Genomic DNA, 8,580 nt, shown 5'->3' with positions numbered 1-8,580 from the left:
TTTGATCATCTGTATCACGTTTTTGCTGACGTAAGTAACCACCGCGACGTGCTGCCATTGGTTTTTCAACCATACGTTCAGTACGACGTTTCGCCATGCCATACAGACCAGTACCTTGGCGTGGTTTGAGTTCAACCAGCTTCGTCAGGTTATCAATATCTGCTTTATCTAGTTCCATCCAGCGGCCAGTGCGCAGTTCACGTGGCAAAATTACAGTGCCATAACGGGTACGTAATAAGCGACTGACTTTTAAACCTTGTGATTCAAATAAGCGACGAACTTCGCGGTTACGTCCTTCTTTAACCACAACCTGATACCAACGGTTGATCCCATCACCACCGAGCTCTGAAAATGACTCGAATTTGGCAGGGCCATCATCCAGTACTACACCATTTAAAAGGGTTTGACGGATTTGCGGAGTAACCTCACCCATGACACGAACTGCATATTCACGTTCAACTTCATTGGAAGGATGCATTAAACGATTGGCAAGTTCACCATCATTTGTAAAAAGCAATAAACCTGTACTGTTAATGTCCAGACGGCCTACCATGACCCAACGATCATTAGCAATTTGAGGGAGATGCTCAAACACAGTTGGACGCTGTTCAGGGTCGTTGCGGGAACAGATTTCACCTTCAGGTTTGTAGTAAATCAGGACACGACGACGAATTTCATCTTCGACTTGAAACTGAACTTTACGACCATCAATACGTAATTCATCACCTGGTTCGATTCGTTCGCCTACCTGCGCAATCTGACCATTTACACTGACGCGACCTGCGGCAATAACCTCTTCCATATATCGACGTGAACCGAGACCGATTCGCGCTAATACTTTTTGCAACTTTTCACTCATGACAGCACAACCTTAGAATTAATTGTCAACAGTTCACCTATTCAAGACTTGGCTGCATTGGCATCCAGTGTCATGAAAGCTTCCTTGGCATCCTGTAGGGGAGGCAATTGACCTAAAGATGCTAGGCCAAAAGCGTTCAAAAATTGGGGCGTTGTAATCAACAACGCAGGTCTTCCGGGTAAATCTCTAAAACCCGATTCTTTAATCCAGTTCCAGTCAAATAATGTGCGCAAAATCTGACTATTGTTGGTAACACCACGAATCTGTTCAATATCCGCGCGCGTGACTGGCTGATGATAGGCGATCACGGCAATGGTTTCGAGCAATGACGGTGAGAGCTTGGTTGGGCGTTCAGGCCAAACTTGTGTGATTATATTACGATATTTTGATCGAACCTGAAACCGAAAGCCTTGAGCAGTTTCAATCAGTTCAATAGATCGCCCATGTTGTAAGACAGCAAGCTGTTGTAAAAACTGACGTAATTGCGGTTTATTATATTGATCCTGAAAGGCTTGTTTTAATCGTGCAAGTGACACTGGTGCATCACTGGCAAATAAAATCGCTTCAATTTGCAATAACACATCATGATGCATGTCTTCAGGTGACATCGCCAGTTGTTGATCGAGAGTCATAGCTGCGCTCCCTGAATCGAGAGTGGCGCATCAATACCTGCGCTAACAATTCTAATTATTTGTTGGCGCGTCAGTTCCAATACGGCCATAAAGGTCACAACCATGCCCATCCGACCCTGTACTGGATTTAATAATTCCTCAAATACTAAAACAGACCCAGAGCTAATTTTTTCCTGAATAAACGCAATACGTTCTTCAAGTAAAACAGGTTCTTGTTCAACCGTATGCATGACAGGTTCAGGTCGATTAAATACACAAAACAGTGCATCGCGTAAGCTTTCGACATCATATCCTTCATACACAGGTGCTGTATGACCTAAGCCGACATTGGGACTAAAAGTATCCCGATCTAGTACTGGAAACTGTCCTAAACGTTCGGCAGCTTGCTTAATACGCAAATAGGTTTCTAAACGATCAATGAGTTCCTGTTTAGGATCTTTTTCTAAAGTGATTGATGTGGGTTTAGGAAGGAGTAATCGTGATTTAAGATCAGCCAACAACGCTGCCATGACCATATAGTCTGCGGTCAATTCAATATTGAGAGACTTCATTGCATCCATATAAGAAAGGTACTGAGTCGCAATAGGGGCAATATCGAGTTGTAATAAATCAAAACCATTTTTTTGAATTAGGTGAATCAGGAAGTCGAGGGGTCCCTCGAAATGTTCGAGTAAAATTTCAAAAGCAGCAGGCGGAATATATAAATCTTCAGGAATAACATCTTGCCATTCGTCCAATACGCGAATCTGCGGCAAGGCTTCCGATGAATGATTCAAAGCTTGGTTCATTACAGTTATAGGCCACGCGAATTTTCAAAAGCATGAGTCACTTTAGACATATTGAGCATAAATGCCATAAAGAGAAGGAGATTAGAATGGCTTTTATTCTAATGGAAATTCAGACTTTAATAAATTGTTAAAAGCATTAAAACCATAAATAAATAAACACTATTTTATACCTAAATACGCTCAAGGTTTTGTGATAGTGTTATTTTGTTTAGAAATGTGGTCGGATCAATAGACTAGACTTAGGGCATAATTAAAATGAAAAATTATTTTAAATCAAACTTAAATTTGTACCAACAACCTGTTGGATTTCAGGTTCAACAATTATTACCTGTAAGTTATCAATATGAGAAATTAACAGGACAATTTGTGGAATTACTTCCTCTTTCTGATACCTGTCCAAATGATTTGGAGCTAGAGCAACTTTGGCAAACGATTAGCACTGAACCAGATGCACGGTGTTGGACATATTTACCCTATGAGGGTTTTCAAAGTCGCGATGAGTTGAAGCATGCCCTGCAAAATGTATTTGGGTTTCATCCTTCGTATCATTATCTAATTAAGATGAATGATGAAGTCGTGGGTTGGATCGCATTGCTCAATCCACGTTTAGCGCATGCTGCCATTGAAATTGGCAACGTGTATTTTTCACATCGCTTAAAACATACAACCGCTGCTACAGAAGCTGTCTTTTTATTGCTTAAACAGTGTTTTGATTACAATTTTAGACGAATCGAATGGAAGTGTGATGACTTGAATGAGCCTTCAAAACGTGCGGCATTACGCTTTGGATTTTATTTTGAAGGACTATTTCGCCAAGATCGAGTAACAAAAGGACGTAACCGCAATACAGCATGGTTTTCAATCATTGACGAGGAGTGGTTTGAATTGAAATCTGCCTATGATGTCTGGCTAAGCCCTGATAACTTTGATGAACATGCCAAGCAAAAACAACGTTTAAATGATGTGATTGAACAATTTCGTCCTTTGTAAGGTGGCTATGAATGCTTACTCAAACGCACTCACATCACCTGCGCCTTGACGAACAACCTCAGGATGGTCTCCAGACAAATCTACAATACTGGTGGTGGTCAATGTGCCAAATCCTCCATCGATAAACACATCAATCCGCTTAGATAATTGATTTTCAATATCATAAGGATCATCCAATGGATCTTCCTGACCCGGTAAGATCAGGGTACTGGTCAAAATGGGTTCACCTAATTCTTGTAACAATGCCTGACAGATAGGATTAGTCGGAATACGTAGCCCGATAGTTTTCTTTTTGGGGTGCATTAACCGCTTTGGAACTTCGCTGGTGGCTGGCAAGATAAAAGTGGTGATTGCTGGTGTATTATTTTTCAATAAACGATACATGGCATTATCGACTTTGGCATAAGTGGCAATATCTGATAAATCGCAACACATAATCGCATATTGATGTTTTGGGCCAAGTCCACGAATTTGCGCAATACGCTCCATTGCGCTTTTATTGCCAATCTGACAACCAATCGCATAGGCGGCATCGGTTGGATAGACCACTACTTCGCCTGCACGGATACGTTCAACGGCCTGAGTAATCAATCGGGCTTGTGGATTTTCTGGATGAATATGCAAATGCAACATATCTGGATCCTCCTGAGTCAAATGTTATTGTTGTAAAGTGTCACTTCTATCCAATAGATTTCTGTCATCAGTCCTTTTATTTCTCCCTTGAAAAGAAAAATGAACAGGGATTAAACAAAGACAAAAAGAATCTGATGACCGCTTTTATTTAATCACATTGAATAGATTCAGTACGTGATGAGAAGTTGCGGTTGTGTAATTAAAAGCAGATTTAATCAAGCAATTCACGTTTAAATTCATCAGATTGTAAAATTTTACCGTCACGAGTACAGCTGCAAATACATTGAATAAAATACGCTGCATCAGATGGTAGTTTTGCTTCACCTGAAAAATAAGCCTGTACCTGAGTAAAAACACGATCTTTAAACGATGTTCCGTCGCCACCTTCACCTGTTAAATTGTCTAAAGATACTCGAAATTTGCGACCAAAAGCTTGAGCAAAGAACCACTCAATTGCTTGCGGTTTAATTTCGACTTGTTCAAAAAGCTGTTGTTGTTCAAGCGTTCGACCATCTGGCGCATACCAATAGCCCAAATCAGGCAATAAACGTCGTTTTGCCCCTGCAATCGTCCAGTGACTAATTTCATGTAAGGCACTATTAAAAAAACCATGAGCAAACTGAATTCTAGCGGGTGCTTGATTTTGCGCAGGAAAATATTCGGGTTCAAAATCTCCTTTGACCAGCGTCACATTTTGATGGGAAAACCAGTGATTAAAGTGTAAAATAAGCCAATCAACCTGATCGTGTTCTGTTTGTAGGCTTTGCCACGGTGAGAGTTGCACTGTATTAGACGACAGGGCAGACTGATGGGTTGAATGGGTGCTAACAAGTAATGAAGTTGTTACTTCAGGTTGCGGCTGCAACAGGTGCATTGCTGTGTTACCATGAGTTCTGTCTAAATTAGTACAAAATTGTATCTTAATCTTTGACAGAGTACCGATGAATTTGTAGAATTGCCGCCTTAATTATGTCAGCAAATACCTTTCCGGCACAGATTGAGCCGTTTAAATGGGCTGAGCAGGGCTTTACATGGTCAGGAACACTGCCATTGTCTCGCTTTGCTCGTATTGCTCGTGAAGCTGTTGGATCAATTAATGATCAATTGATCTCTATAGACTGTAAGCTATCAATGGATGCGTATCATCGCGTTGTGTGGTTTGATGGTCATGTTGAAACAAAAGTTCCACTGGAATGTCAGCGTTGTCTGGAGCCTGTGGAAATTCCTCTTGTTTCAGACTTCCGTCTCGCACTGGTTGATGATGAGTCACTGATAGAGCGCTTGGATGAGGATGCTGATTTCATCGTCTTGGGCGAAAGCGAATCTTCAACAAAGGGTGATTTTTCCACTCCTGCCACTGTTGATTTACTGTCACTCATAGAAGATGAACTGTTATTGTTGATGCCTTTATCTCCTAAGCATGTGTCTTGTGAGCATAAGCATCAACCAGCCGTTGAGAATGTTGTCGAAGAAAAACGTGATAATCCGTTTGACGTTTTGGCAGGTTTGAAAGGCAAACTTAATCCATAACACAATTTGTGTTATTATGTTGAGTTAAGACAACTGAATTTGTTCTGATCCATTTTTTCGATCTTTGTAAGGAGCCATCATGGCCGTTCAGCAAAACCGTAAAAGTCGCTCTCGCCGTGACATGCGCCGTTCACATGACGCTTTAACCGAGAATGCATTAACTGTAGACCAAACTACAGGTGAAACTCATCGTCGTCACCACGTGACTAAAGATGGTTTTTACCGTGGTCGTCAATTATTCGCTAAAGCAGCTGATGCTGAATAATTGAGCCAATTTGCATAAAAGCGTGATGCTTAAGTGTAGAAAAAATGGGAGCGAAAGCTCCCTTTTTTTGTTGCTTTTCGCAATTATCAATTGATTCAATAAGTGTTAAATTTCCGCCTCGGAAACGAGCTAAGACGAAGTAAAGGATTTTTATATGTCTGCTAAACGACTCGAGCAAGTGGCTCAAGCAACCAAAACTGCATTTTTGTTCCCAGGTCAGGGGTCGCAAAAAGTCGGCATGCTCGCTGAACTTGCCGAACAGTTTAGTGGTGTGCAAGAGACTTTTGCTGAAGCTTCAGAAGCAATTGGTTTTGATTTGTGGCAGATTGCGCAAAGTGGTGAAGGTCTTGATCAGACTGAAAATACTCAGCCTGTATTGCTCACTGCGAGTATTGCTTTATGGCGTGTATGGCTAGATTTGGGTGGTATTGCACCTAAATATTTGGCAGGACACTCACTGGGTGAATACAGTGCATTGGTTGCAGCACAAGCATTAAGCCTTGCTGATGCAGTGAAATTGGTCAATTTACGCGGTAAATTGATGCAAAGTGCTGTTCCACAAGGTCAAGGCGCCATGGCTGCAATTTTGGGATTGCCTGACGAGAAAGTGCTAGAGCTCTGCCAAAGCGTATCTGCATCTGGACAGGGTTCGGTTGAAGCTGCAAATTACAATGCACAAGGTCAAGTGGTCATCGCAGGTTCGACTGTATTGGTGAATGATGTCATGGCACTTGCCAAAGAGCAATCTGGTAAAGCCATTGCTTTGCCTGTGTCTGTACCATCACATTGTTCATTAATGAAACCTGCGGCAGAACAATTCGCAGCAGCATTGGAACAAACTGCCATTGAGCTACCTCATATACCTGTAATACAAAATGTCAACGCGGCAATCGCCACCGATGTTGCTCAATTGCGTCAGGCACTCACGGCTCAATTGTATCAGTCAGTACAATGGACACGCACCATGCAATACCTGCAAGATCAAGGGATTCAGTATGTGGTGGAATGTGGTCCGGGTACAGTGCTGAGTAACCTTGCGAAACGTTTGCCAAATATTGAAAAAGCATTTGCGATCGATACCAAAGGTCGTATGGAAGATGCCCTAAGCGCAGTTTTAGTGGCTGAAGGAAAAATTGCATGACACAACAACGTAAAGTTGCTTTGGTGACAGGTGCGAGCCGTGGTATCGGCGCGGCAATTGCACAGCAACTTCTTCAAGACGGTTTTTTTGTAGTGGGCACGGCAACAAGTGAATCAGGTGCTCAAAAATTAACGGCACAATTTGCAGAGCAGGGCATAGGGTTGGCACTCGATGTTCGTCATCTGGATCAAATTGAAGCAGTTGTCTCAAACATTGAGCAGAACTATGGTCCTGTGTTGGTACTGGTCAATAACGCAGGTATCACGCGTGATAATTTATTACTGCGTATGTCTGAAGATGACTGGGACGACATTTTAAATATTCATTTAAAAGCGGTTTATCGTTTATCGAAACGTGTGCTAAAAGGCATGACCAAAGCCCGTTTTGGACGTATTATCAATGTGAGTTCAGTGGTTGCGCATTTTGCGAATCCAGGTCAAGCCAACTATTCAGCAGCCAAAGCAGGTATTGAGGCATTTAGTCGCAGTCTTGCCAAGGAAATGGGTAGTCGCCAGATTACGGTAAACAGTGTTGCACCCGGTTTTATTGCAACTGAAATGACAGATAGCTTAAGCGAAGATCTTCGTAAAAAAATGAGTGATCAGGTTGCGCTGGGTCGTCTTGGCGAACCACAAGATATCGCAAATGCAGTAAGTTTCCTCGCTTCTGATAAAGCAAGTTACATTACTGGTACGGTATTACATGTAAATGGTGGTTTATACATGGCCTAAGGCTGATGGATAAACTTTTAAAATATTCAATATTCAATTAAACTAACGGCAATTAAAAACGCCACAAGCAATGAGGAGAATTCCTGTGAGCGATATCGAACAACGTGTTAAGCAAGCAGTTGCAGAACAACTTGGTATGAAAGTTGAAGAGATCAAAAACGAAGCATCTTTCATGGATGATTTGGGTGCTGACTCTCTTGATCTAGTTGAACTTGTTATGTCTTTCGAAAATGACTTCGACATCACCATTCCTGATGAAGATTCTAACGAAATCACAACTGTTCAATCAGCAATTGATTATGTAACCAAGAAATTAGGTTAATGGATCAGTGTTGATAAAAGCCACCGCAAGGTGGTTTTTTTATGGCTGAGCTAAAATTTAAATTGTTCAATAACAACTGATCCTAAAAAATTTGGTTAAATAAATTACATACTGTTACTTGATTGAAGTGAACATATACCAAAATCGAGATATTTTTTGAGTATAACTATAAGGGCTTTAAATTTATTTCATGATGACAATAATCATTACAGGAGACAATCATGGGTCTTTTTGATTTCGTAAAAGGTATCGGTAAGAAAAATCAGGCAAAAACTGAACAACCCGCTGCAACGCCTGCTGAACCGACAGCACAAGAGATTGCAAATCAGCTTTTGGCGCATATTAAAAGTTTAGGTTTGCCTGTAGAAGGTTTGGTGGTGAACTATAACAGCACCACAGATTTGGCGACGATTCAGGGTAAGGTCAAGAGTCAAGCAGACAAGGAAAAAATTGTATTGGCTGTGGGAAATATTGATCATGTTGCCAAAGTAGATGATCAAATGACGGTTGAAACACCTGAGCCTGAAAGTAAATTTTACACGGTTAAATCTGGCGATAATTTATCGAAAATTTCAAAAGAATATTATGGTGATCCAAACCAATACAATAAAATTTTTGAAGCCAATAAGCCTCTTTTAAAGGATGCTGATGATATTTATCCAGGTCAGGTGTTGCGTATTCCGCAATAA

12 protein-coding genes are annotated in these 8,580 nt (G+C 41.2%); 7 read left to right on the top strand and 5 right to left on the bottom strand.

Annotation, left to right across the window (positions count from 1 at the left end; all coding sequences use genetic code 11):
- From rluB to JR005_RS02145, 3 genes are all read right to left on the bottom strand, one after another.
- The coding region (rluB, locus tag JR005_RS02155) for a 23S rRNA pseudouridine(2605) synthase RluB (RefSeq protein ID WP_228731732.1) at nt 1-859 on the bottom strand (859 nt) is incomplete at its 3' end.
- Nucleotides 860-900: 41 nt separating this feature from the next.
- Nucleotides 901-1,491 (bottom strand): SMC-Scp complex subunit ScpB, encoded by a 591-nt coding sequence (gene scpB, locus JR005_RS02150; RefSeq protein ID WP_004995886.1) that lies wholly within the window; start codon nt 1,489-1,491, stop codon nt 901-903.
- The gene (locus JR005_RS02145; RefSeq protein WP_218665502.1) at nt 1,488-2,279 is read right to left on the bottom strand and encodes a segregation and condensation protein A; all 792 of its coding nucleotides are present in this window, start codon (nt 2,277-2,279) and stop codon (nt 1,488-1,490) included. The genes scpB and JR005_RS02145 overlap by 4 nt, the downstream gene beginning before the upstream one ends.
- A 255-nt stretch (nt 2,280-2,534) precedes the next feature.
- On the opposite strand from JR005_RS02145, the gene JR005_RS02140 reads away from it, so the two are divergent.
- On the top strand, nt 2,535-3,269 hold the full coding sequence (locus JR005_RS02140) for a GNAT family N-acetyltransferase (RefSeq protein ID WP_004991103.1): 735 nt from the start codon (nt 2,535-2,537) through the stop codon (nt 3,267-3,269).
- A gap of 15 nt (nt 3,270-3,284) precedes the next feature.
- Here JR005_RS02140 and JR005_RS02135 read toward each other — a convergent pair whose 3' ends face one another.
- A complete protein-coding gene (locus tag JR005_RS02135) occupies nt 3,285-3,902 on the bottom strand; it encodes an L-threonylcarbamoyladenylate synthase (RefSeq protein WP_004991100.1) in 618 nt (205 codons plus the stop codon).
- Nucleotides 3,903-4,113: 211 nt separating this feature from the next.
- Nucleotides 4,114-4,776: an elongation factor P hydroxylase gene (locus JR005_RS02130; RefSeq protein ID WP_218665501.1), complete on the bottom strand. Its 663-nt coding sequence runs from the start codon at nt 4,774-4,776 to the stop codon at nt 4,114-4,116.
- A 95-nt stretch (nt 4,777-4,871) separates the two neighbouring features.
- Between JR005_RS02130 and JR005_RS02125 the strand changes: the two genes are divergently transcribed.
- The 6 genes from JR005_RS02125 (at nt 4,872) to lysM (ending at nt 8,580) form a co-directional block, all read left to right on the top strand.
- The gene (locus JR005_RS02125) at nt 4,872-5,432 is read left to right on the top strand and encodes a YceD family protein (RefSeq protein WP_218665500.1); all 561 of its coding nucleotides are present in this window, start codon (nt 4,872-4,874) and stop codon (nt 5,430-5,432) included.
- 79 nt (nt 5,433-5,511) lie between these two features.
- Entirely contained in the window at nt 5,512-5,697 is a 186-nt protein-coding gene (gene rpmF / locus JR005_RS02120; RefSeq protein ID WP_004723964.1) for a 50S ribosomal protein L32, read from the top strand.
- Between the two features lie 154 nt (nt 5,698-5,851).
- A complete protein-coding gene (fabD, locus tag JR005_RS02115) occupies nt 5,852-6,838 on the top strand; it encodes an ACP S-malonyltransferase (RefSeq protein WP_125269208.1) in 987 nt (328 codons plus the stop codon).
- Nucleotides 6,835-7,569, top strand: coding sequence for a 3-oxoacyl-ACP reductase FabG (gene fabG, locus JR005_RS02110; protein ID WP_125269207.1), 735 nt, complete (start codon nt 6,835-6,837; stop codon nt 7,567-7,569). Before fabD ends, fabG begins: the two co-directional genes overlap by 4 nt.
- Nucleotides 7,570-7,654: 85 nt before the next feature.
- Nucleotides 7,655-7,891, top strand: coding sequence for an acyl carrier protein (gene acpP, locus JR005_RS02105; RefSeq protein ID WP_004991077.1), 237 nt, complete (start codon nt 7,655-7,657; stop codon nt 7,889-7,891).
- 221 nt (nt 7,892-8,112) lie between these two features.
- Complete coding sequence (gene lysM, locus JR005_RS02100) at nt 8,113-8,580, top strand: peptidoglycan-binding protein LysM (protein WP_004991076.1); 468 nt, start codon at nt 8,113-8,115, stop codon at nt 8,578-8,580.

The sequence above is a fragment of the Acinetobacter sp. Colony158 genome (assembly GCF_019264745.1).
GTDB classification, from domain to species: Bacteria; Pseudomonadota; Gammaproteobacteria; order Pseudomonadales; family Moraxellaceae; genus Acinetobacter; species Acinetobacter ursingii.
This window is presented reverse-complemented; position numbering and strand designations above follow the sequence as displayed.

What these genes read in the sequence shown, in the direction of transcription:
- scpB (WP_004995886.1), bottom strand. Translation starts at nt 1,491, where the DNA reads ATGACTCTCGATCAACAACTGGCGATGTCACCTGAAGACATGCATCAT.
- JR005_RS02145 (WP_218665502.1), bottom strand. Translation starts at nt 2,279, where the DNA reads ATGAACCAAGCTTTGAATCATTCATCGGAAGCCTTGCCGCAGATTCGC.
- JR005_RS02140 (WP_004991103.1), top strand. Translation starts at nt 2,535, where the DNA reads ATGAAAAATTATTTTAAATCAAACTTAAATTTGTACCAACAACCTGTT.
- JR005_RS02135 (WP_004991100.1), bottom strand. Translation starts at nt 3,902, where the DNA reads ATGTTGCATTTGCATATTCATCCAGAAAATCCACAAGCCCGATTGATT.
- JR005_RS02130 (WP_218665501.1), bottom strand. Translation starts at nt 4,776, where the DNA reads ATGCACCTGTTGCAGCCGCAACCTGAAGTAACAACTTCATTACTTGTT.
- JR005_RS02125 (WP_218665500.1), top strand. Translation starts at nt 4,872, where the DNA reads ATGTCAGCAAATACCTTTCCGGCACAGATTGAGCCGTTTAAATGGGCT.
- rpmF (WP_004723964.1), top strand. Translation starts at nt 5,512, where the DNA reads ATGGCCGTTCAGCAAAACCGTAAAAGTCGCTCTCGCCGTGACATGCGC.
- fabD (WP_125269208.1), top strand. Translation starts at nt 5,852, where the DNA reads ATGTCTGCTAAACGACTCGAGCAAGTGGCTCAAGCAACCAAAACTGCA.
- fabG (WP_125269207.1), top strand. Translation starts at nt 6,835, where the DNA reads ATGACACAACAACGTAAAGTTGCTTTGGTGACAGGTGCGAGCCGTGGT.
- lysM (WP_004991076.1), top strand. Translation starts at nt 8,113, where the DNA reads ATGGGTCTTTTTGATTTCGTAAAAGGTATCGGTAAGAAAAATCAGGCA.